Origin of the sequence: Cohnella sp. GCM10027633 (assembly GCF_042675445.1) — a bacterium.
Taxonomy (GTDB): Bacteria; Bacillota; Bacilli; order Paenibacillales; family Paenibacillaceae; genus Cohnella.
This window is the reverse complement of the sequence record NZ_JBHTGV010000001.1, coordinates 43,597-64,531: the sequence shown is the minus strand read 5'-3', so window position 1 is coordinate 64,531 and position 20,935 is coordinate 43,597. Positions and strand designations below refer to the sequence as shown.

At 56.3% G+C, this 20,935-nt stretch carries 19 protein-coding genes and 1 pseudogene; 16 read left to right on the top strand and 4 right to left on the bottom strand.

Annotated features, from left to right (window positions below; genetic code table 11):
• The first annotated feature begins 24 nt into the window (after positions 1–24).
• Together ACFQZG_RS00235 and ACFQZG_RS00230 are read left to right on the top strand one after the other, a co-directional pair.
• Entirely contained in the window at positions 25–948 is a 924-nt protein-coding gene (locus tag ACFQZG_RS00235) for a DMT family transporter (protein WP_378148991.1), read from the top strand.
• Positions 949–1,083: 135 nt separating this feature from the next.
• Positions 1,084–2,427 carry an FAD-binding oxidoreductase gene (locus ACFQZG_RS00230; protein ID WP_378148990.1) on the top strand — a complete coding sequence of 448 codons (1,344 nt, stop codon included), beginning with the start codon at positions 1,084–1,086 and terminating at the stop codon, positions 2,425–2,427.
• 38 nt (positions 2,428–2,465) lie between these two features.
• Here ACFQZG_RS00230 and arsC read toward each other — a convergent pair whose 3' ends face one another.
• Both arsC and ACFQZG_RS00220 read right to left on the bottom strand, forming a co-directional pair.
• The gene (gene arsC, locus ACFQZG_RS00225) at positions 2,466–2,888 is read right to left on the bottom strand and encodes an arsenate reductase (thioredoxin) (RefSeq protein WP_378148989.1); all 423 of its coding nucleotides are present in this window, start codon (positions 2,886–2,888) and stop codon (positions 2,466–2,468) included.
• Between the two features lie 35 nt (positions 2,889–2,923).
• Positions 2,924–4,216 carry an arsenic transporter gene (locus ACFQZG_RS00220; protein WP_378148988.1) on the bottom strand — a complete coding sequence of 431 codons (1,293 nt, stop codon included), beginning with the start codon at positions 4,214–4,216 and terminating at the stop codon, positions 2,924–2,926.
• Positions 4,217–4,320: 104 nt separating this feature from the next.
• Between ACFQZG_RS00220 and ACFQZG_RS00215 the strand changes: the two genes are divergently transcribed.
• From ACFQZG_RS00215 to ACFQZG_RS00170, 10 genes and pseudogenes are all read left to right on the top strand, one after another.
• Entirely contained in the window at positions 4,321–4,704 is a 384-nt protein-coding gene (locus tag ACFQZG_RS00215; RefSeq protein WP_378148987.1) for a MerR family transcriptional regulator, read from the top strand.
• Between the two features lie 90 nt (positions 4,705–4,794).
• Positions 4,795–5,139 (top strand): ArsR/SmtB family transcription factor, encoded by a 345-nt coding sequence (locus ACFQZG_RS00210; RefSeq protein ID WP_378148986.1) that lies wholly within the window; start codon positions 4,795–4,797, stop codon positions 5,137–5,139.
• Positions 5,140–5,196: 57 nt separating this feature from the next.
• On the top strand, positions 5,197–6,615 hold the full coding sequence (locus ACFQZG_RS00205) for an NAD(P)-binding domain-containing protein (RefSeq protein ID WP_378148984.1): 1,419 nt from the start codon (positions 5,197–5,199) through the stop codon (positions 6,613–6,615).
• Between the two features lie 158 nt (positions 6,616–6,773).
• A complete protein-coding gene (locus ACFQZG_RS00200; RefSeq protein ID WP_378148982.1) occupies positions 6,774–6,965 on the top strand; it encodes a hypothetical protein in 192 nt (63 codons plus the stop codon).
• A 215-nt stretch (positions 6,966–7,180) separates the two neighbouring features.
• Positions 7,181–7,420, top strand: a complete 240-nt coding sequence (locus ACFQZG_RS00195) for a DUF2512 family protein (RefSeq protein WP_378148981.1) — start codon at positions 7,181–7,183, stop codon at positions 7,418–7,420.
• Between the two features lie 107 nt (positions 7,421–7,527).
• Positions 7,528–7,998, top strand: a complete 471-nt coding sequence (locus ACFQZG_RS00190; protein ID WP_378148979.1) for a DUF2243 domain-containing protein — start codon at positions 7,528–7,530, stop codon at positions 7,996–7,998.
• Positions 7,893–8,279: pseudogene (locus tag ACFQZG_RS00185) on the top strand (cytochrome c oxidase assembly protein); the annotation flags it as partial. The gene ACFQZG_RS00190 and the pseudogene ACFQZG_RS00185, both read left to right, overlap by 106 nt.
• Before the next feature lie 229 nt (positions 8,280–8,508).
• Positions 8,509–10,074 carry an extracellular solute-binding protein gene (locus ACFQZG_RS00180; protein WP_378148977.1) on the top strand — a complete coding sequence of 522 codons (1,566 nt, stop codon included), beginning with the start codon at positions 8,509–8,511 and terminating at the stop codon, positions 10,072–10,074.
• Positions 10,071–12,419, top strand: a complete 2,349-nt coding sequence (locus ACFQZG_RS00175; protein WP_378148975.1) for a helix-turn-helix domain-containing protein — start codon at positions 10,071–10,073, stop codon at positions 12,417–12,419. Before ACFQZG_RS00180 ends, ACFQZG_RS00175 begins: the two co-directional genes overlap by 4 nt.
• 220 nt (positions 12,420–12,639) lie before the next feature.
• On the top strand, positions 12,640–15,114 hold the full coding sequence (locus tag ACFQZG_RS00170; RefSeq protein WP_378148974.1) for a glycoside hydrolase family 16 protein: 2,475 nt from the start codon (positions 12,640–12,642) through the stop codon (positions 15,112–15,114).
• 219 nt (positions 15,115–15,333) lie between these two features.
• Here the strand turns inward: ACFQZG_RS00170 and ACFQZG_RS00165 are convergent, their stop codons facing one another.
• Positions 15,334–16,638: a condensation domain-containing protein gene (locus tag ACFQZG_RS00165; protein WP_378148972.1), complete on the bottom strand. Its 1,305-nt coding sequence runs from the start codon at positions 16,636–16,638 to the stop codon at positions 15,334–15,336.
• Positions 16,639–16,731: 93 nt separating this feature from the next.
• Between ACFQZG_RS00165 and ACFQZG_RS00160 the strand changes: the two genes are divergently transcribed.
• Genes ACFQZG_RS00160 through ACFQZG_RS00145 form a run of 4 tightly spaced genes read left to right on the top strand, consistent with a single transcriptional unit; the run spans position 16,732 to position 19,631 of the window.
• The gene (locus ACFQZG_RS00160) at positions 16,732–17,448 is read left to right on the top strand and encodes a RibD family protein (RefSeq protein WP_378148971.1); all 717 of its coding nucleotides are present in this window, start codon (positions 16,732–16,734) and stop codon (positions 17,446–17,448) included.
• Complete coding sequence (locus ACFQZG_RS00155; protein ID WP_378148970.1) at positions 17,438–18,457, top strand: zinc-dependent alcohol dehydrogenase; 1,020 nt, start codon at positions 17,438–17,440, stop codon at positions 18,455–18,457. Before ACFQZG_RS00160 ends, ACFQZG_RS00155 begins: the two co-directional genes overlap by 11 nt.
• A 24-nt stretch (positions 18,458–18,481) precedes the next feature.
• Positions 18,482–18,871: a 6-pyruvoyl trahydropterin synthase family protein gene (locus ACFQZG_RS00150; protein WP_378148969.1), complete on the top strand. Its 390-nt coding sequence runs from the start codon at positions 18,482–18,484 to the stop codon at positions 18,869–18,871.
• Positions 18,872–18,920: 49 nt separating this feature from the next.
• On the top strand, positions 18,921–19,631 hold the full coding sequence (locus ACFQZG_RS00145; protein WP_378148968.1) for a GTP cyclohydrolase II: 711 nt from the start codon (positions 18,921–18,923) through the stop codon (positions 19,629–19,631).
• A gap of 316 nt (positions 19,632–19,947) precedes the next feature.
• Here ACFQZG_RS00145 and ACFQZG_RS00140 read toward each other — a convergent pair whose 3' ends face one another.
• A complete protein-coding gene (locus tag ACFQZG_RS00140) occupies positions 19,948–20,916 on the bottom strand; it encodes a helix-turn-helix transcriptional regulator (protein WP_378148966.1) in 969 nt (322 codons plus the stop codon).
• Positions 20,917–20,935 lie beyond the last annotated feature (19 nt).

Below are 20,935 nucleotides of genomic sequence, written 5' to 3'. Positions count from 1 at the left end.
GTATACAAAAAAGGAGTGGGTCCTATGGTGTTTTTCAACTACGCGCTAATGTGCATGATTTTCGGAACGACGTTTCTGGCGATCAAAATCGGCATCGAAGCGGGACTGCCGCCGTTCCTTACGGCAGGGTTGCGGTTCACGGCCGCGGGGCTCGTATTGCTCGGGTGGATGCTGTTGAAGGGCAAAGTCCGATTATCTCTTCTGCTCAGGAAGGAACTGGTCTTCATTGGACTAGGGAGCACGTTCATGACGTTCGCCGCGTTATATTGGGCCGAACAGCACGTCGATTCCGGCATTGCGGCCATTCTGTCGGCTACCGGACCGATGATCATTCTCGGCTTGCAGGCGCTCGTAACGAAGCAAGCCCAAGGGTTCGGCCGAAGCGCTTACGTCGGTTGCATGATCGGATTCGCCGGCGTCATCGTATTGCTGCTGCCCAAGCTGGTCGTCGGCGGCGACTCCTTATGGGTAATCGGCTGCGTCCTGATTCTGCTCGGCGAAGTCGGCTACGCGGCCGGCAGTCTGTTAACTCGCCGCGTCATCGTCCAACTGAACGAGGTATCGCCGATCGCCATTAATGCGGTTCAGATGCTATACGGCGGATTGGCCTTGCTCGTCTTGTCCTCGTTCAGCGAGAGAATGAGCGTGGCGCCGTTCCTGACCTTATCCGGGGCAGGCTCGCTGTTCTACTTGATCGTCATCGGTTCGATGCTCGGACATAGCCTATATGCGTGGCTCATCAAGGCGACGAACGCGTTCTTCCCGTCGACCTGGCTCTATGTCTCGCCGCTGATCGCGATGGTCCTTGGCGTATTGATCTATCGGGAGCATGTCTCGATCTATTCGATCCTGGGCAGCTTGCTGGTCATCGGCGGAGTCGTCGTTACGAATATCCGCGACATTCGAACGCGTCTTATTCGCCGCCTGGTTCGTTCAACGGCAACGTAATAAGCGGGGCACACGAGATTATTGCTCCTCCGTATCGACACCAGCCCATACTCTCCGCCGAGTGCCCACATACCTTATATGGCGAAAGCCTAAAGTCGGGATAGTTCATTATTCATCGGAAACGGAGTTGGAGAGGTGACAACTAGAACGGGGCTTACGGGGCGAGTGATCTTCCAAGGCGATCGGGGTTACGATGCGGCTCGCAAAAACTGGGATCCGCACACGGACAGATTTCCCAAAGTATTCGTCTTCGCCCGAAACGCGCAAGACGTTGCCAACGCGATCAAATGGGCTCGCAAACACAACGTTCCCATTCGTCCGCGAAGCGGCAGACACGCACTAGAGACGAACCTCTCGCAAGTCAATGGCGGCGTCGTGATCGACGTTAGCGATTTGAAGACAATCAAGCTCGATAAGACGAACAAGACCGTCGAAGTCGGAACCGGCAATCGCGTAGGAACGCTCGTGGATACGTTGGCCAAACAAGGCTTCATCGCTCCGTTCGGGGATAGTCCTACCGTCGGGATCGGCGGAATCGTGCCGGGAGGGGGGATCGGCCCGCTCCAGAGGACGACGGGGCTCATCTGCGACAACTTGATCGAGCTCGAGATGGTGGACGCCAAAGGCAGAGTCATCCGGGCGAACAAGAACCGGAACGCCGACCTCTTGTGGGCTTCCCGAGGGGGCGGAGGAGGCAATTTCGGCGTCTACACGCAGTATAAGTTCAAAGTATTGCGCGCGCCCGCCAAGGCGACGGTGTTCAGCATTGCTTGGCCTTGGGAGCAATTCGAGAAAGTCGTGAGGAAATGGCAGGCGTGGGCGCCTAACGCGAGCAATCGATTAGGCAGCGAATTAAGCGTCGGTCCGCGAAAAGGCGGCAATGTCAGCATGCTCGGCATGTACTTGGGGTCCAAAGCGGCAGCGTTGCGCCAACTGGAACCGATTCTAAGCGTAGGGACGCCGACGAAGAAGACGATTCGCTATTTGCCTTATACGGAAGCCACGAAGTTCATGCTGGCGCCGGATCCCGTTCTGACCCAGAAGTACAGCAACCAGTTCTCCAGCGGCTTCGGCAGACGGGAGTTTCCCGATCGGGCGTATAAAGTCATGCGCGAATTCCTTGAGAAAGCGGAGGGAGGCACGCCTGCAGGCTTCTTCTTCCTGAACTGGGGCGGAGCGATCAGTCGTCTCTCGCCGACCGCGACCGCGTTCTACTGGCGCAAAGCGAAATTTTACGTCGAATGGAATACGTCGTGGGTTAAGCGTTCCCATGCGGCCAGGAACATCGCCTTAACCCGCAACACCAGGAAGAAGCTGCAGCCATATATCGTCGGATCGTATATTAACGTTCCGGATCAAGGAATCAAATGTTCCGGACCGGTCTATTACGGCAAGAACTATGCCCGGTTGCGCAGAGTCAAGGCGAAGTACGATCCCGGGAACGTCTTCAACAATCCTCAGAGCATTCCGCCGGCGTAAAAGAAAAAAGCAGCCTTAGCCGGCTGCTTTTTCTTGCGTTATTCCCCGGAATTCAAGAATTGCTGAATCCGCGCCTTGATCGCATCCCTGGTCGCTCGAAATTGCGCCATGATTTCTTCTTCGGTACCTGTTGCTTTAGCCGGATCGTCGAATCCCCAATGCCATTTGATTACGTTCGGGTTCATAACGACGGGGCAATGCTCATCGGCATGACCGCAGAGCGTAATGATGTAAGTAGAGCGGTTAAGCGTCTCGGCATCGATGACGTTCGATGTGTTATTGGAGATATCGACGCCGGCTTCCTTCATAACTTGGACAGCACGAGGATTCAGGCCATGGGCTTCTAATCCTGCGCTTTTCACCTCGTAATTGTCGCCGCCCAACGCATTCAGGAAGCCGTCGGCCATTTGGCTTCTGCAGGAATTACCCGTACAGAGGAAGTATACAAGCGGTTTCGTCATCTTTCATTCTCCTTTAAGCTGCGTAATGTAGTGAATTAATGAATGATTCGTAACCAGAGATACAATCCGGTTAGCGTGAGGAATAGGACGGGGACCGTAAGCGCAATGCCTACTTTAAAGTAATATCCCCAACCGATTTTGACGCCTTTTTGCGAAAGGACATGGAGCCAGAGGAGGGTGGCCAGCGAACCGATCGGCGTTATCTTGGGTCCTAGATCGGAGCCGATTACGTTCGCGTATACTAACGCCTCGCGAACGACTCCTTCGGTTTGCGTTCCCTGAATCGCCAATGCATCGATCATGACCGTCGGCATGTTGTTCATGACGGAGGACAGGATAGCAGCGATGAAACCGCCCCCGACAGTTGCCATGAACAAGCCTTGATCGGCCGTCCATTGGAATGCCTTGCCTAACTCGTCCGTTAAGCCGACATTACGGAGTCCGTAAACGACGACATACATTCCGATCGAGAAGACGACGACAGCCCACGGCGCTCCTTTGACAAGCTTCCAGGTATGAATGGCTGGACTTCTACGAGCCAAGAACATAAAGATCAGCGCGACGATACCGGCGATGATGGAAACCGGTATTCGAATAAATTCGCTGGCAAGATATGCGGCAAGAAGAATGGCCAGCACGATCCAAGACAGGTTGAACAACCGTACGTCTTTAATGGCGTCGCTCGGCTTCTTCAATTGCGCCAGGTCATAATGATTCGGAATGCTCTTGCGGAAGAAGCAATAGAGCACAACAAGACTTGCAGTTACCGAGAACAGGGTAGGGACGATCATTGTGCCGGCATATTCCACGAACCCGATCCCGAAAAAGTCCGATGAGACGATATTCACCAGATTGCTTACGACGAGCGGCAAGGATGCGGTGTCCGAAATAAATCCGCTTGCCATAATAAAAGGCAAAATCATACGATCGTCGAATTTGAGCGCCCGGACCATTGCGAGTACGATCGGGGTCAAGATCAGAGCCGCTCCGTCGTTGGCGAACAATGCCGCTACGGCTGCGCCAAGCAATACGACGAATACGAACATGCGTTTCCCGTTTCCTTGGGCCAATAGCGCCATATGAAGAGCCGCCCATTCAAAAAATCCGATTTCGTCGAGGATCAATGAAATCAGGATGACCGCGACGAAAGCAAGCGTTGCGTTCCATACGATTTGCGTAACGTCCCAAACGTCTTGGAAGTTAACGACACCGACGATAAGCGCTAGGATGGCTCCGCCGCAAGCGGACCAACCGATATTGAGCCCTTTGGGCTGCCATATGACGAATACCAAGGTGACAAGGAATATAACGGATGCGAGTGCCAGCATAGAACCTCCTCCCTCGGGTTGTTGCTTGCTTTCTATTAAGTAAGCTATGCTATGAAGAAGGTTACCACTTCAAGTTGACTTGAAGTCAAGGGGGAGATTAGAACATGTTGTCCATCGGAGACGTGGCGGATAAAAGCGGCACCTCGACCTCGGCGATTCGCTATTACGAACAGATCGGATTGATTCCGGCACCGGAACGGGTTAGCGGTAGAAGAATCTATACGGACGAGATATTGGCGCGACTGGAAACGATTAAACTTGCGCAGAGCGCGGGATTTCAAATCGATGAAATCAAGCAATTGCTGGACGGCTTCGATTCGCACGTCGCGCCGTCCGAGAGATGGAAGCTCATGGCGAAGAAGAAACAAGAGGAGCTTGAAGAGAAGATTGGCCATATGACTCGAATGCGCGCCATTCTGGCGAATAGCTTGGATTGCGATTGCTTGTCGTGGGAAGAATGCTTGAAAGGAAATATCAAAAAAAATTGATATACCCTTGTAATTGATGGAATGCTCATGATATGCTGGATTCATCAAATTAAATTGATTTAATGCATGGAGGGGGATGACTTCGTCGCGATGAAGGAATTGCCGATTGTAAATCCGAACGCGAATAAATTCGACTTTTCACCATTCGAAACCAAGTTCAAGGCACTTGCAGACGAAAAGCGTCTTCAAATCATGCACGAGCTTACGAAGCGGGGGAGCGTCTGCGTATGCGACCTGTCCGAAGCGGTAGCGATGCCTCAGTCCAAGTTGTCTTATCACTTGAAGATCTTACTGGATGCCGGCCTGGTCCATCGCGAAACAAAAGGGACGTGGAGTTACTATGAGTTAAACGAGGATGAGGTCAACAAATTGCTGTCTCCGGAACTTTGTTGCATTTTCCGCAAAGATTCGTTGTCCTCGGGCGATTGCTGCTAAGAGCAGTATTCGTCTGTCTTATAAATCAAAATAATTTGATGTATGGAGGTCAAATCGATGAGTCATTGTTGTTCTACGCCAGTCCGAACGATTTCCTTACCGAAAGACGATAATCGTCGTTTGCCCGTAGCGATCATCGGAGGAGGTCCCGTCGGTCTCGCCGCTGCCGCCCATTTGGTTGCGAGAGGCGAATCGTTCATCCTGTTCGAGGCTGCCGTACGAATTGCCGGCAATATCCATCAATGGAAACATGTTCGGCTCTTCTCGCCTTGGCGGTTCAATATCGATAGAGCGGCCAGACAGTTACTCGAAGTCCATGGCTGGCAAGCTCCGAATGAATCCGACCATCCTACCGGGCAGGATCTTACCGAATCGTACCTGAATCCGCTGTATGAACTGCCGGTCATACAGCCTCACGTGTATCTGGATTCCAAAGTCGTTGCCGTTAGCCGGAAGGGATTAAGCAAGGTGAAGACTTCGGGACGCGAGAACCTTCCTTTCGCGCTGCATGTCGAACAAGGCGGCAAACGCGCCGTGTATGAAGCCAAAGCCGTTATCGATGCTTCCGGTACTTGGTCCAGTCCCAATCCCGCGAACTCCGAGGGCGTATGGTCGGCGGATGAAATCGCTTTGAATAATCGCATTGCCTATGGCATCCCTGACGTGCTGGGGGATGCTAGAGACAAGTATGCAAGCAAACACGTATTAGTGGTGGGAAGCGGGCACTCGGCCATCCATGGCTTGCTCGATCTCGAGCAGTTGAAGAGAGAAAGTCCTTCCACGCGAATTTCTTGGGTTATTCGCAAGCCGGATGCCAGGGAAGTGTACGGGGGGCAAGAACACGATAGCCTTCGCGAACGAGGGGCATTAGGGACTCGACTACAAAAACTTGTGGAATCAGGCGCTGTAACTATTTTCGCCGGGTACCGCATTGAACGTTTCGAAAGTCGCGACGGCTCCATTACCGTGATTGGCCAGAAGGACGGCACAACCTTGCGGATAGAGGGAGTCGAAGTGATTATTAGCAACACGGGCTCCCGGCCGGACATGAACTTCCTTAGAGAAGTAAGAACGAGCCTGGATCCCGCGCTGGAAAGCGTCGATGCTCTCGGTCCGTTAATCGATCCGAATATCCACAGCTGCGGAACCGTGAGACCGCATGGTGAAAGAGAACTGAGGCAGCCTGAAAAAGACTTTTATATTGTCGGGTCAAAGAGTTACGGCCGAGCTCCGACGTTCTTGTTGGCTACGGGATATGAACAAGTTCGATCGATCGTCGCAGCGTTATCGGGCGATTGGGATTCGGCGTCTAAGGTGGAGTTAGAGCTCCCAGAGACCGGCGTGTGTAGCAGCGGCATTATAGGAGACGACGATCCTTGTTGCGGAGGGCCGGCACCTATTGAAACGGACTCTTGTTGCGCAGCAGACGCGAATGCGAAAGCTTCTGGTCAGGCAAGTTGCGGCTGTAATTCCTGAAACGAATATAACTCAAAAAAGACTCGCCGAAGCTTGAGCAATCAAGCTTCTTTTTACGTTGAAACCTTGCTGCCGGTCAGATTGTAAGATAGCCAGCAAGAGGGAGCTTCCGACCTCTAATTACACTGAATTCGATAGCATCACCGGTCACTCATCGGTTGAGTTCCACGAAGAGAAAGAAGAGCATCGACCGAACGAGCTCCGCTAACGAGGAGTTCGCATTCTGGACCGACTTCCAGCGGCAGATCGGCACCTACCTCTACGGGCGCCGAATGTACGAGTCGATGGCGTACGGGGAGACGGCGAGCGCCGCTTCCGAAGCGGCGTCGTTCATCTTCACTACCGCGTGATCGTCCGTTCGAACGCGACCCCTTGCCCCAAAAACAAAAGCCAATCGACATAATAAGGCTGTTGTCCGAAGAGATGCAAGCCGAACCGGGTCTCGGGGGGGCTGCAGTCCGCCGAGGAAACGGGCCGATCGATTCCGCATCCCAGAGTACGGAATAGAACTCAGCTCCGTCGCGAAGGCTAAGATGACCAACGATCGCTAGAAAAGGTGATAACCATGAAATTCGTGTTCAAATGGCTGCTCAACGGCGTTATCGTCGTCACGATGCTGATGATGTACGCGGACGTATCGTTCACCGAAGCCGCGATTACCGCGACCGTGCTTACGATCATCGCCTACGTCTTGGGGGACCAACTCATTCTGCGGGCCACCAACAATACGATCGCCACCTTGTGCGACGCCGTGCTCGCGTTCCTGCTGCTTGGGTGGCGGCCGAAACGATGGATTGGCCGTTAAGCTTCAACGAAATGCTGATCATTACTGCGATACTTGGCATTGCGGAATGGGTGTATCACCGTTATGTCCTAGCATCGAGACTGACGGTCTCATAGTCTTCCGGATCGATGATCGCGCAACTGAGACGCAGCTTATGGTCGGGAGTTCTACTCGGATTGGGCTTCGTCGCGTTCATCGACGAAGCGGTTTTCCATCAACTGCTGCATTGGCACCACTTCTACGACAAGTCGACGACCGGTATCGGTCTCGCGTCCGACGGGTTGTTCCATGCGTTCAGCTGGTTGGCCACGATCGGGGGCTCGTTCCTCTATGCCCACCTTCGTAGAATCGGAGAGCTAAATCGGAAGGCTTGGCTCGGAGGCATATGGGCGGGAGGAGGGACGTTCCAACTGTATGACGGTACGATCCAGCATAAGCTGATGCGACTGCACCAGATTCGCTACGTAGACGAGGTCTACCTGTACGATTGGACATGGAACGTCGTCGCGGGCGTCATGATCGTCGTCGGTCTTGCGCTCTTCAGGCGCTCAGGCCAAGAGCCGCGAGCAGCCGGGAGCGGTGCTCATGGATCTTCATGACCACGGACACGGCGGCCTCGGTGCGCGATGGCCGCTGCTCGCGTTCGCCCTGGCCGCGCTTGCCTACGGCTTGTTCTACACGACGAACGCCTACGAATCGATGCACCGAAAGCCTACTCCTGCACGCCGCGGTACATCTCCATGTCTTCGCGGCCGGTTACCTATTCGCCGCGTCCATCGTCTATACGGACATTGTCTCTCATCGGAAGGGATGCGCGTATCGTACGATCGCGCTCTTAATCGCTTTCGCCTGCCATAATACGCTGGCCAAGCATGAATACGCGAACCCGCCTTCGGGCGTATCCGTTCCGGAGCGATCATGTACTATGCGGGAGACGCCGTCGACGCCATGCTCGCGTTCATTCTATTCTTGCATTGGTATCGGAGCGTCCGGCCCCGACATTCACAGAACTGATACTTGCGTCTTTCTTCCTGCATCGCGAAACCTCTTATCACCGAGACCGGTATCGGTTATGATCGAGGTAATCATCGCGTTGGAGGTGGTCCGGCTTGATCCGATCGTCATTCCGCTTGGCAGCAGTCACCCTCTCGTGCGCAGGACTCTTATCCGGCTGCGCGGCGGTTACGGACCGTTCCCCGGCGCACGAATCCGAAGCGGCGCCAGTCAGCATCTATAGCTTCGACAGGCAGGACTATGACAATCGGCCGGACCGCGTGCTCGAGCGTATCGAATCCGAGACCCGCACGAGCATCTCCTTGCAAACAGGTACGTGGGAGGACGCCCAGCTCGACGTGCTGATGGAGATGGGGGACTATCCCGACGTCCTGACGATCGTCGATAGCGAGAAGACGGGTCGCTTCAACAAGTGGGTCAAGGAGGGCAAGATCGTTCCGTTCACGGACGAGCTGCTCGAAGGACTGCCGAACTTGCAACGCGTCGTTCGGGACCCTCGGTTCGATGAGCTGAAGATCGGCGGTCGGCTGTACGGACTGCCGTTGCAGGACGAGCTGCCTCCCGGCAGCGTCGGCCAACATGTCCTGATCATGCGCCAGGACTGGCTGAACCGATTGGGCTTGAAGTCGCCAGACACGTTGGAGGAGCTTCGCGAGACGTTGATCGCCTTCCGCGACCGCGACCCGGACGGTAACGGCAAGCCGGACACGTACGGCCTCATCTCGAACGGACTCGTCTCGATCGTGCGCAACTTGATGGGTGCCTGGGGAATTCCCGTCGACGCCCGCAGTACCGGCTTCCTGAGAGTCGGCGACCGTTACGAGTATTGGGCGATCCAGCCCGAAGTATTGGAAACGCTTCAATTCGTGAGCTCGTTGTACCGAGACAAGCTCGTCCAACCCTTCACGCTATCCGCCACGACGAATGTCCAAGTACGGCCGACGTTCCTCGAAGGACGGACCGGCGCCTTATTCGACAATGCGAACTTCGAGGAGCTGCTGAAGAAGCAAGAGCAGTTGCGCCGAGCGGCGCCGGACGCGGAGCTCGTCGAGCTGCCGGCGTTGGCCGGTCCGGAAGGGAAGCTGGGCTACAGCGTCGGTGCCGGCTATTGGGCGTTCACCGTCATCACCGACAAGGCGAAGGATCCCCGAGCAGCGGCGCGGGTGCTCGATTACTTGCTGTCGGAGGAAGGCAACAAGCTGACGCTGTACGGCATTCCAGGCGTCCATTACGTCGATTCGGGCGATTCGCTATCCTTCGATCTGGAAGAGCGGGCGAAGGACGCCGGCTTCGGCTCGCTGCATCCCGACAAGGCGCACGAGCTGAACTGGGGCATCGTCAGCTGGTCGCGGATGACGGACGACGATTACTTGCGGTTCCGGGAATCGAGCGCCCCGGGGTTCACCAAGAGCGTGACGGACAACCTCGAGCGAATCAACCGCTATTTGATCGAACCGGCTTCGTACAGTTTGACGACGTCCAAGTGGCTCTCGTTCAAGCCGACGTCAGACGAGCTCGTCGAGGAATACTTCAACGCGATCGCGCTCGGGACGTTGGAGGCTGCGGCGGGCTTCGAGAAGTTCCGTACGAAGTGGTTGGAATCGGGCGGAGCGGAAGCGATGCGGGAGATGAGCGACGCGATCGCGGCGGAGCGCCCTTGAATGCGAACGGAGGAGAGACGATCATGACGCCGTTCAAGAAGCTGTCCGCCAATCTCGCCCGGAGCCGTCTGCCCTACTACTTCTCGCTCGTCGTGCTGCTCGTCGTCGCCATGCTCGCCTTGCCGATCTATTGGATGTACGCGGAGAAGCTGAGAACCCAGATCTCTTACGTGAACGACTCGTTGATCGGCCAAGTGCAGTCCGCCTTCGATGGCATGCTGCAGGAAATCGACCGGACGTCCATCCGGCTGGCAGAGAATGCCGGGTTGACCCGCTTCGTGTTCATGGATAACAACGGGTTGTTCGAGGACGAACAATCGTATCAGCTCTCGCTGAAGGAACTGCGCGGCATTATTGCCAACGAGGAGAAGTTCAACGCGAACATCGGCAATATCTACATATACCTTCCCCGAACGGACGTCATCGTCACGAGCGATTCGACGCTCGCCTTGTCCTCGTTCTCCGACCGGGATTACGTGGCGAAAATCGCGCGCGGCGAACAGCCGGAGGTTTGGAGCGGCGTTCGCGCGTCACACGCGAAGCGCGTCGGGGGTTACCCGGCCAGGGAAGACGTCGTCACCCTTCACCGGCATTTGACGAAGGACGGACTGGTCAATGATGCTACGCTATTCATCGACGTCAAGATGAGCCTGTTCAAAGAGACGGACCGCTACCGCAGCGCGGCGCCGCTCCGCTTGATCGTCACCGATTCCGACGGCAGTCTCATTTTCGCCGGACCGGGAAGCGCCGATCCCGTGAATATCGTCGATACGATCCGATCCGACGCGCGTTCGAATTATAACGATTGGAATTATACGATCGTCTTAAGCAAGCAATGGCTTTACGAACCGATGCAGGATATCAACCGGTGGACGGTCGGGGTCGCGGTCTCGGTCTTGGCGGTCGGGCTGCTCGTCTCGCTCTACTTCAGCAGGCGATTCCACCGACCGCTCGAGGCGGCGCTATCGAGATGGCGGAGGGCGGGCGCATCGACCCGAAGACCTTCTGACGACGGGACGAAGGGGAACTCGCTGCAGGAATCGCTGCATTCGCTCGTCGACTCGACGCTGTCGTATGCCGATCTGGTCGACGCGAATAAGGCGACGATCAAGAACGCGTTGCTGCTCGAACTGCTGCAGCGCAACGAATGGCCGCAGCCGGACGCGCTCATCGGCATGGACGTTGCGCGAGGCCGCTCTTTCTACCAAGTCGTCTCGTGCACGAGGGATGCGGTCGCGGACTTGAACGAACGCGATAAGGGCATCATCCGCTACGCCGCGCTCCATCTCGCCAAGGAAGCGTTCGAGGAGACGGGCGCCGCTTGCGGCTTCGAGGTCGTCGGAATCGACGACGATGCCTTCGGCATTCTTGTCTACGGAGCAGCGGAGGGCCGTCCTTCCTTGGCCGATGCCGAGCTTGGCGCGCTTCTGGATCGGTTGCACGAGCTGCTGCGACTCTACCCGCAATTCACGTGGACGACCGGCATAGGCAATCGGTACGCGGACGACGCTTTCGTCTCCCGGTCGTACCGGGAATCGCAATTGGCCGTCCAATACCGGATCTATCGCGGCAAGGGCGGCGCCATTCGCTTCAGCGAGCTGCAAGCGGCCGATAACGGGCTGACGCCCTCGTCCGACGAATGGAAGAAGTACAAGGACAAGGCGCTCGCAGGCATCCGCTCCCGCGATCTCGCCTCTACCCGCGCCGCCGTGACGGAGCTGTGCGAATGGATGTTACGCGCGCCGGGCATCCGAAGCGGACGGACGCGTCTTAACGGCATATACTACATCGGCTTCTCGGTGTTCACCGAGATCGAGAAGCTGATCTACGATCTGAACATGGATCGGGTCTCGATCTATCCGAACGATCGATCGTTCGCCAGGCTCATCGAATCCGACCCGACCGTCGTCGACATTCGCGATCTGCTTCTGGATACGTGCGAGCGAATGATCGGCTATCTGAACGACAAGCCGACGACCGGCAAATCCTCGTTCGTCGCGTCTATCGTCGATTACATTCGCGACGCATACATGGAGCAACAGATCAGTCTCGAGAGCACGGCCGCCCGGTTCGGCATGAACCCGTCCTATCTCGGACAGCTGCTCAAGAAGGAGCTGAACCGCACGTTCCTGCAAGTGCTGAGCGAAGCGCGGATCGAGCAGGCGAAACGGCTGCTCGCCGATCCGACCGTTCAAATCCAAGACGTCGCAGACCGCGTCGGGTACGGCAACCGTTCCACGTTCATCCGCATGTTCAAATCCTACGCCGGCCTTACGCCGTCAGAATTCCGCAACCGCACGTTGTTGGAAGCCAGGGAAATAACGCCGCTCAAGCAGGAAGGCTAACGAAAAATCCGAGGCGAACATGCCGCGGAAGGAACAACCCGAGCCGTATCCGGCTCGGGTTGTTTCGGCGTTCCGTCGGGCCTGGCGGGCGGCTCGTATCAGATTTCTGAATGTGTTGCAGATTCGTCGTTCGGCCTTCAAGCGATCTTGCGGGACGCAGGCGGGGCTGAAATAATAGCGATGCAATCACATATTCAGGCGAGAAGGGGAAGGTGGATTCATGAAATCGAAATGGAAGAAAGGCTTGTTGACAGCCGCCAGCGTGGCGCTGGCGATCGGAGGCTTGCAGATCGTCTCTCCGAAGGCCGACGCGTACGATTGGTACGGCCAGACCGACACGGGGACATTCCGGGAGGACTTCAACGGAACCGAGCTGGACCCGACCAAGTGGCTCATCGCTGCCAAGCAATGGGGAGGCAGCAACAACGGCGTCGTGCCGGAGAACGTCAAGCTGCAGGACGGCAAGCTTATTCTGGAAGCACATGGAGACGCTTACAACGGTCCGGTGACAGGATTGAAGAGGGACGGCTCCGTGCCCGGCAAAGTCAAGCAAGGCGGCAAGACGAGGGTGGGCTCCGCCATCGCTTCCAGAGAGTACCTCGGATCGGGCAAGTACACGATGCGCGCGAAGATTATCGGCGAGTTGGGCGTGGCGTCCACGATGTGGACGTTCCACTACCAGGAATACTACGAGGGAGATCCGGAATTCCAACGCGCGGTCAACGCGGGTCTCGTCCCACCGAACGCCGACTATTACGCATACAACCACGAGATCGACATCGAGCTGCCGGGACGTCCGGGACCCGCCCATTCGGGCCAATCGTTCAGCAAGGCGCTGTTCAACACGTTCACCGGCGAACAGGAAGGCGAATATCAGACGACGTACGGCAACTTGCCGGCCAACGTCGCCGACGGCCAATTCCACGACTTCAGCTTCGAATGGCATACCGGAAGCCCGACGGAGTCGCCGCGCGTCGACTTCTTCATCGACGGCGTCAAAGTCGCGACGAACACGAACAACATCCCGACGAACGCGGGCCGGCTGTGGCTCGGCGCCTGGTTCCCCGACACGTGGGCAGGCAGCCCTCCGAACTTCGACGTTCGCCAGATGGAGGTCGATTGGTTCGAGTTCACGCCGTTCCACGAACCGGGCGACACCTGGATGCCGGAGTCGTTCCCGGACGACGGCTGGGAGACGATGGACTTCCGTCCGATGACCGCCGCGGAGATCAACCAGCGCAATCCGTCCGCGAACGGCGTATGGAAAGACGATTTCAACGGCACGACGCTCGACCCGAACGATTGGCTCATCGCCAAGAAGAACTGGGGAGGACAGCTGGGCAACGGCCTTACGGGCCAAAGCTGGAACGGCGGCGTCCATCCCGACAACGTCAAGCTGGACGGACAGGGCAACCTCGTCCTCGAGGCGCACGGCAATTACTATAACGGCTTGCCGCTCGGCATCAACAAGAACGGCACGTCCCGCAAGGACGGCAAACGCGTCGGTTCCGCGATCGCCACGTCCCGTTATTTCGGCTCGGGCGAGTACGAGGTGCGAATGAAGGTGCCGAACGTGAACGGCGGATCCGCCCACGGGGCCGTTCCGGCAATCTGGACGTTCCACTACCAGGAGTTCGACGAAGGTTCGCCGGAATATAACGCGAACAACGGGTCGGGCGATTATTGGGCGAGCAACCACGAGATCGACATCGAATTGCCGGGACGTCCGGGGCCGGCGCACACCGGCATGACGTTCGAGAAGGCGCTGTTCAACACGTGGCAGGGCGAGCGGGAGAGCCCTCAGGAATACCACGCGAACTTCACGGAGCTCGGCGAGAACGTCGCCATCACGGACGGTGGCTGGCATACGTTCAAGTTCATCTGGCAGACCGGCGACGCGTCGCGCGGCATTCAGCCGAGCGTCGAGTTCTATCTGGACGGCGAGCTGAAATGGACGGCGAATACGTCGCATTACATTCCGAATAAGCCGGGCAGATTGTGGCTGGGCTACTGGTTCCCGCGGAACTGGGCGGGCACCGCGAACTTCTCGACGTCGCAGTTGCTCATCGATTACGTGAGCATCAAACCTTACGACGTCGGCGGAGCCGTCGTTCAATCCGAATCGTACCCGCTCGACGGCTTCGCGGCGTGGGAAGAGTATCCGGGATACTGCACGTTCCCTTGCGGCGGCGGAACGACGCCGACACCGACGCCAACACCAACACCAACACCAACGCCTACACCAACACCAACGCCTACACCTACACCAACGCCTCCGCCTTCGACGAACCTGCTGACGAACGGGGACTTCGCGAACGGGACGACGGGATGGACGCAGACCGGCGGCAGCGTCACGGCGACCGGAGGAGAGCTGGCGCTCGCATCGAACGCCGTCACGTCGCGCGCGGAGCAAGTCGTTACGGTTACGCCGGGCAAGACGTACCGGCTATCCGGTAGCTTGAAGAATAGCAACGGCTCTTCCTGGACCTATCTCGGGCTGAGCGGAACGGTTTCAAACGTAACGAATAGCCAGGGCACACCGAATACGGAGGCGGGAACCAACGCCACCTCTTATACGCCGGGATGGGTGCAGTTCACCGCGAGCTCCGGTAGCGTGACCGTCTATACCTCGTTCTACAAGGATCAACCGGGAAGCGGCTACGCGGATAACTTGACGCTGGTCGAGCTTCCGTAACGGAACGACGCGAATGATCTTGCGCAAGACAGATTCACCCTTAATCGTTCCGCCAGGAACGGTTAAGGGCTTTTTTACCGTCGAAAGGGTTGTCAAGATCTTGACCGCGCTGATGCAGCCTTACGGTGAAATCTACGAAGCTCTACTCGATAGCGAAAAATGAAAAAATATGGCGTTTTTTATGCAAAAAATGTTATTCTAGCAACATAAGGTCGAAATTTACGAGAGAGTGATATCGGATAGGTTGTAAGAACGATCGCTCAGCAAATCATCGACGAGTCGCAGGTAGGCCGCATCCCACTTGGCAAGGTCTTCCGTTCGGAGAATTCGGCTGTCGTATCTCCACTCGATTCCCGCGAAATAGGGCATCGCCGAATAGATCGTGAGCCCTATGGCATGATGCTCCAAGCCGTTCCAATAGATCCAATCGTTCGCTCCGGGGACGGAACGGACGGCCGCTTGTCCGTAAGACGGCGTATGGTCCGGCATCGGTATCAAATTGAAAAAGTAGCGCGGAATTCGGTCGTAGTCTTCTTGGAAGATCTCGCTGAATAGCTGCAAATACGGAAGCTTCGCATGACGGGATGCTTGGTATACGGAAGCTCTTGTCAACGCCAGCAGCTCTTGGAGCGAAGGATCTCCGTCTAATCGCGTTCGATAAATAACGATGTTGGCCAAATACCCGATCGTCGTTTGAAATTCCTTGGAGCGGTTAGCCAATATCGAGAAGACGCCGACGTCGTCATGTCCGAACGCGCAAGCCAGCAATCCGACGAACGCGGCTTTCAACACGATCTGGGCATGGGCCAAAGATCCGTCTCCCGACTCGGCCAATTTACGAATCGTTTCCTGCGGCAGCTGCGATCGGTGCAGGGACAGCTTCTCCGGAGCCGTCGGCATCGACGGCGAATCCGACGGATCGAACCCCTCCAAATACCGGCGCCAGAACGTCATCTGTTTGGAAGCATGCGGCCCCGCAAGAAAGCGGTTCTGTTCTTCGATGAATCGGTCGAAGTTGTGGGGCGTCGATGCCGAATGATCATCGTTGAAGAGATCTGCGCAGCGGACGAGAAGCAGGTAAGCCGATTGCCCGTCCGCGGCCATATGATTCAGCGTAGCGATCCAGCGGAAGTCCTTGTCTCCCAATCGATACATGCATCCTCGAATCGCCAAGGCAGACGTAAGCGGCATCGGGTCGGAATAGATTCTGTCCAAAGCGTCTCGGACAATCTCATCTTGTCGGTCCGGCGATTCGTTCCGAATATCCGCGAAATCAAAATCGATCCGACTTTCGGCGTGTACCTGTCTGAGCAGAACGCCGTCGCTTTCTCGAAAGGACGTTCGTAACGACTCTTGCTCGTTCGCCAACCGCGTTAAAGCGTCCCGAAAGCCCGCCGGGTCGACCGCTCCGTTCAATTGAAGATGGATATTGATGTTCATGAACGGCAGGTCCGGCCTGCGCGTTACGGTACGCCAAAGCAGCCGTTGTTGATGGGTCGTTTGCCGCATTTCGGTATTGTTCATCGAGAGCGCCTCCGTTATCGTGCAATTATTATCAAACTACTCATTTTATCGAAAACTGTCAACTATTGGCATAAGGATAGGAGAGGATCATTCGTGATTCTGGAGAGGGTACGGGAACGGTTGGCCAACGCGGACGATATCCAACGAGAGACGGGCTTTCCCTATTGCACGATTACGTATGCCCAAAGCATCGACGGAAGCATTGCCGCCGGCGCGGGATTGCCTCTCGCGATCAGCGGGACCGAATCGATGAAGATGACGCATCATCTGAGGGCGAACCATGACGCCATCCTCGTCGGTATCGAGACGGTGCTGTCCGACGATCCGAAACTGACGGTTCGGTTGGTCGACGGAGAGCATCCGCGACCGATCGTCTTGGATACGAGATTGCGTTGTCCGACTTTCGCCCGCGTGCTCGAGAATCCCAAGAGACCTTGGGTAATCACGGGAGACGACGCGTGTCCGAACCGCAAGTCGGAACTGGAGCAGTCCGGCGCGCGCGTCTATCCGATAAGGAAGAACGAGAATGGGCACCTCGACCTTTCGCAGGCGCTTCGAACCTTGGGACAATTGGGCATCCGAAGCGTAATGATCGAGGGCGGAGCACGGATCATCGCCGGTTTTCTCGAGAGAGGCCTCGGCAATCAGCTGATCGTGACGACCAGCCCGATGCTGGTCGGCGGCGTGCGACCGGTGGGGAACCCTTCTTCCTCCGGCAAGTATCCTTCGTTGAGCCGTGCCGTCTATCAACAATGGGGTCCGGACATGGTAATGGCCGCGGATCTGGAATGGAGCTCGAATGAGCCTTAAAACGTTGTATTTCACCGGTCCGGGATCTGTCGACATTCGCGAAAGCGAGATTCCGTCTCCGGAAGCGAATACGGTTCTCGTCAGAACGATCGCGTCGGGGATCAGCCCGGGAACCGAGTTGTTGATCTACCGCGGACAAGCCCCTTCGGATATGGTAGCTGACGCGACCATTTCCTCGCTTTCTCACGCGCTGACCTTTCCTTTTCCATACGGTTACTGCGCGGTGGGGGAAGTCGTCGAGACAGGGGTTGGCGTTCATGCGAGTTGGATCGGAAAGCGGGTGTTCGCCTTCCATCACCATGCCTCTTACTTCGTGGCTGCACCCGATACGTTGATCGAGGTGCCCTCGGATATCGGCACAGAGGAAGCGATCTTCATGCCGAATATGGAGACGGCAGTGAACTTGCTATTGGACGGCAGGCCGTTGATCGGAGAACGCGCGGCCGTGTTCGGACAAGGCATCGTCGGTTTATTGACGTTGAGCTTGCTGGCGATGCAGCCGATCTTTCGGTTGATCAGCTTCGATCCGAATCCGGAGCGGAGGAGAGCTTCGCTTGCGGCCGGCGCGCACTTCAGTCTAGACCCGCTCGCGACCGATTGCCGGGAACAAGCGAACGCCTTACTGTCCGATAACGGGTTCGACCTGGTCTACGAATTGTCCGGATCGCCCGCGGCTTTGGATCAAGCCGTCTCGATGACCGGATACGACGGACGCGTCATTGTCGGCTCGTGGTACGGAACGAAGCGCGCCTCATTGGACTTAGGCTCGCATTTCCATCGAAGCCGAATGAAGCTGATCAGCAGTCAAGTCAGCACGATCTCGCCCGACTTGCTCGGACGTTGGAATAACGCGAGAAGAATCGACGCGGCATGGGAGATGATTCGCCGCATTCGTCCCGCGAAGTACATTACGCACCGATACCCGATCGAGCGGGCGGCGGAAGCTTACGAAGCGTTGGACAACCAGGCGGACGCGATTATGCAAGCCGTCCTGACCTACGATAACTAATCCGAAAGCGAAGGAGAGTCATTCATGTACACGGTTGCCGTGAAAAGAGATTTTATTGCCCAGCATTATTTGATAGGCGGAGATTGGGGGAGAGAGAACTTCCCGCATTCCCATCACTTCGTCGCCGAGCTACGATTGCACGGGGAGCGGTTGGATCGACATGGCTATCTGGTGGATATTAAGGATATCGAAGCTGCATTCGAAGAGATTCTGGAAACGTATCGCGACCGCACGTTGAACGACCTTCACGAGTTTGTCGGTCTCAATCCGAGCATCGAGCATTTTTCCAGGATCCTATGTATCGCGTTCAACGATCGGATCGTCGCGCCCAACATCGCCGCCATTACGCTTAAGCTCTGGGAAACGACGGAGGCATGGGCTTCTTATCGCTTAGAGAGAGCAGCCCAACTTTAATCGGGAAGGGGAAATTGCCATGCATACGCTATCTCCGGAGCATAGAAGCATGCTGCTATCCAAATTGCGAACGTCCGTGAACGGAGAAGGGGAAGCGATACACCTCTTCGGACCCGTCAGCATGCCGATTCAGATCGATGAACAGACGCATTCGTTCCAATGGTACACCTGGTTGAAGCATCCGGACTTGCCTTCCGACCCCGAGGCGCTGCTGGATCGGCTAGACCGTCTGCCCTTGGCGGATTGGCAGCAAAGCTCGGTGTTGACTTGCGGCGATTTCGGAGACGCGGAGCTCGCCAAAGTGCGCATCCACAGCATTTGCCATACGGGCGACATCTTCGGCAGCCAACGTTGCGATTGCGGAAGCCAGCTGAAGTCGGCCTTTCGGCAGATCGTCTCGTTCGGAGCCGGAGCTGTCGTCTACGTCGCGGATCATGAAGGTCGCGGAATCGGACTCTTCAACAAATCGCTTGCCTATGCACTTCAAGAGCACGGCTTCGATACGGCGGAGGCGAACTTGGCGCTCGGTCATCCCTTAGACGAAAGAAGCTATCAGGACGTGGCCGTCGTGTTGACCCTTCTTCGGGAACTTCCGATTCGGCTTCTAAGCAATAACCCCTTGAAGCTCCAATCGCTTCGAAAGTACGGAGTTAACGTGACAGGCGCGGAGAAGCTGCACGGAGACGTCTCCGACTTCAACCGCTTATACTTGGAAATCAAAAAACAGCGGTTCAACCATACGCTCGAGACGTTGGTGTGAGGGAGGAAGGCCAACAACTTTTAACCCCCGTGTAACGAGGGGTTTTATTTTTTTGCGATCGGAATAAATCACCTCGTCCGATCGCGTCGTGACAAGCCTCTCTTCGTCCGCATATGAATGAACATGGACAAAGGAGTGATCGACATGGGTTGCGTCATTATCGGCAAAGTGATCATCGTGATCAATAAAGGAACCGTCATCATCGGGAAAAGAAGGGCGATCGACCCGACGAATCAAGAGAAGGACGTAAGAGGCTCCGGAACAGGCTTGTCCAGCAACCAAATCCGCGATACCGTAAACAGCGTTCGCGACGAACTTAGAACGTTGGCGGTACCCTTAACCGCTCTTCCAGCATCGCGCGCAGCTCAGCGGGAATCCGTTCGAACGCGACGCCTTTACCCAAGAACAAAAGCCAATCGACGTAATAAGTCAACGCCTCGGCGTCGGTGACGTCCAGTTGAACATGGAAAATCCCGCTCGTCTGAAACATCCCGGTAAAGGATAGAATAATGCCCGGCGGGTGCATGCGTTTAAAACGCTGAATCCCCGTCTTATCAAGCTTCACGACAAGATTGGACTCGCGCGCGGCAAGCCGTTTTCGGCTGACGATCTCTTGCTCGGACAACTTCAGCTCTTGCTCGGAAATCGCCGAATCCCGCAGCATGTCGACGGGCAAGTAACGAAACTCGTCCGTACCGAAATCATAGACTTCGGCCTGCCACTGGGCGTTCGAGTTGAAAATATGCAGCAAAAAAACGTCCATCAACTGCGGCCAGCCGGGACTCGTCTCGTACGTCAACCGCAAGTGCTTGTCCCGCACGGCAAGCGAAATCAGCTGGTTCAGCTCCGCGGGCGCCGCATCGTCGAGCTCCAGAAGATTCGGATTGGCAGGGTTCGTATTCTCGAACAGCAGGACGTTATTCAGCTCGATCAGCTCGTCTTGCTGGGACTGCGACGCGATGCCGATGAGTTTCTCCGTGATGGAGCGGCGATTATGCAGATACGGCAGCTGCGAATTTTTCGAGGCGATGAAGCTGATGAAGATCGCCTTCAACTCGTCCGGCGTGAAGCGGACGGAGGGCAGATACTGATTCTGCAGCACATGGTAGCCGCCGCCGCGCCCGAGCTCGGTCGTCAACGGGAAACCCAACGCCTGAATCTCGTTAATGTCGCGGATCGCCGTCGCGCGGGAAATCTTGAACTCCCGCCGAATCTCGGCGATCGTAAAATGCGCCCGGTTATTGATGTAGCGCATGATCAGGTTCACTCGTTCGGTTTTATTCATCATACTCCCTCCCCGAATC

Coding starts and splice junctions, on each gene's coding strand:
- ACFQZG_RS00205 (WP_378148984.1), top strand. CDS start 5,197: ATGAGTCATTGTTGTTCTACGCCAGTCCGAACGATTTCCTTACCGAAA.
- ACFQZG_RS00220 (WP_378148988.1), bottom strand. CDS start 4,216: ATGCTGGCACTCGCATCCGTTATATTCCTTGTCACCTTGGTATTCGTC.
- ACFQZG_RS00165 (WP_378148972.1), bottom strand. CDS start 16,638: ATGAACAATACCGAAATGCGGCAAACGACCCATCAACAACGGCTGCTT.
- ACFQZG_RS00150 (WP_378148969.1), top strand. CDS start 18,482: ATGTACACGGTTGCCGTGAAAAGAGATTTTATTGCCCAGCATTATTTG.
- ACFQZG_RS00155 (WP_378148970.1), top strand. CDS start 17,438: ATGAGCCTTAAAACGTTGTATTTCACCGGTCCGGGATCTGTCGACATT.
- ACFQZG_RS00145 (WP_378148968.1), top strand. CDS start 18,921: ATGCTGCTATCCAAATTGCGAACGTCCGTGAACGGAGAAGGGGAAGCG.
- arsC (WP_378148989.1), bottom strand. CDS start 2,888: ATGACGAAACCGCTTGTATACTTCCTCTGTACGGGTAATTCCTGCAGA.
- ACFQZG_RS00140 (WP_378148966.1), bottom strand. CDS start 20,916: ATGAATAAAACCGAACGAGTGAACCTGATCATGCGCTACATCAATAAC.
- ACFQZG_RS00170 (WP_378148974.1), top strand. CDS start 12,640: ATGAAATCGAAATGGAAGAAAGGCTTGTTGACAGCCGCCAGCGTGGCG.
- ACFQZG_RS00190 (WP_378148979.1), top strand. CDS start 7,528: ATGATCGCGCAACTGAGACGCAGCTTATGGTCGGGAGTTCTACTCGGA.
- ACFQZG_RS00235 (WP_378148991.1), top strand. CDS start 25: ATGGTGTTTTTCAACTACGCGCTAATGTGCATGATTTTCGGAACGACG.
- ACFQZG_RS00215 (WP_378148987.1), top strand. CDS start 4,321: ATGTTGTCCATCGGAGACGTGGCGGATAAAAGCGGCACCTCGACCTCG.
- ACFQZG_RS00195 (WP_378148981.1), top strand. CDS start 7,181: ATGAAATTCGTGTTCAAATGGCTGCTCAACGGCGTTATCGTCGTCACG.
- ACFQZG_RS00210 (WP_378148986.1), top strand. CDS start 4,795: ATGAAGGAATTGCCGATTGTAAATCCGAACGCGAATAAATTCGACTTT.